Genomic DNA, 252 nt, shown 5'->3' with positions numbered 1-252 from the left:
CTGGCATTCACGATGCGGACGAACCGCTGGTCTTCGTCGCCGTAGGCTTTCGGAACGACGAAGATGACCTCCACGCCGTTCCGGGCGAGCCCGCGCGTCAGTCCGTAGCTCGCCGTACCCAGTCCGCCCGCGATGTGGGGCGGAAACTCCCATCCGAACATCAGTACCCTCATGTTTTCCTCCTCTTTTTGTCTCTTTGCTGCCGTATGTGTTTCTGCATGGTGTATCCTTTGCGTTTTCGGAACGTGCCCC

Annotated in this window: 1 protein-coding gene; it reads right to left on the bottom strand. The window is 59.1% G+C overall.

Annotated features, from left to right (window positions below):
* The coding region (locus Q5L94_RS14290) for a glycogen/starch synthase (RefSeq protein WP_411161951.1) at window positions 1-161 on the bottom strand (161 nt) is incomplete at its 3' end.
* Window positions 162-252 lie beyond the last annotated feature (91 nt).

It is taken from the genome of Idiomarina sp. Sol25, assembly GCF_033052775.1.
In the GTDB taxonomy this organism is placed as follows: Bacteria; Pseudomonadota; Gammaproteobacteria; order Enterobacterales; family Alteromonadaceae; genus Idiomarina.
The sequence above is the reverse complement of the archived record's forward strand: the minus strand, read 5'-3'. Positions and strand labels throughout refer to the sequence as shown.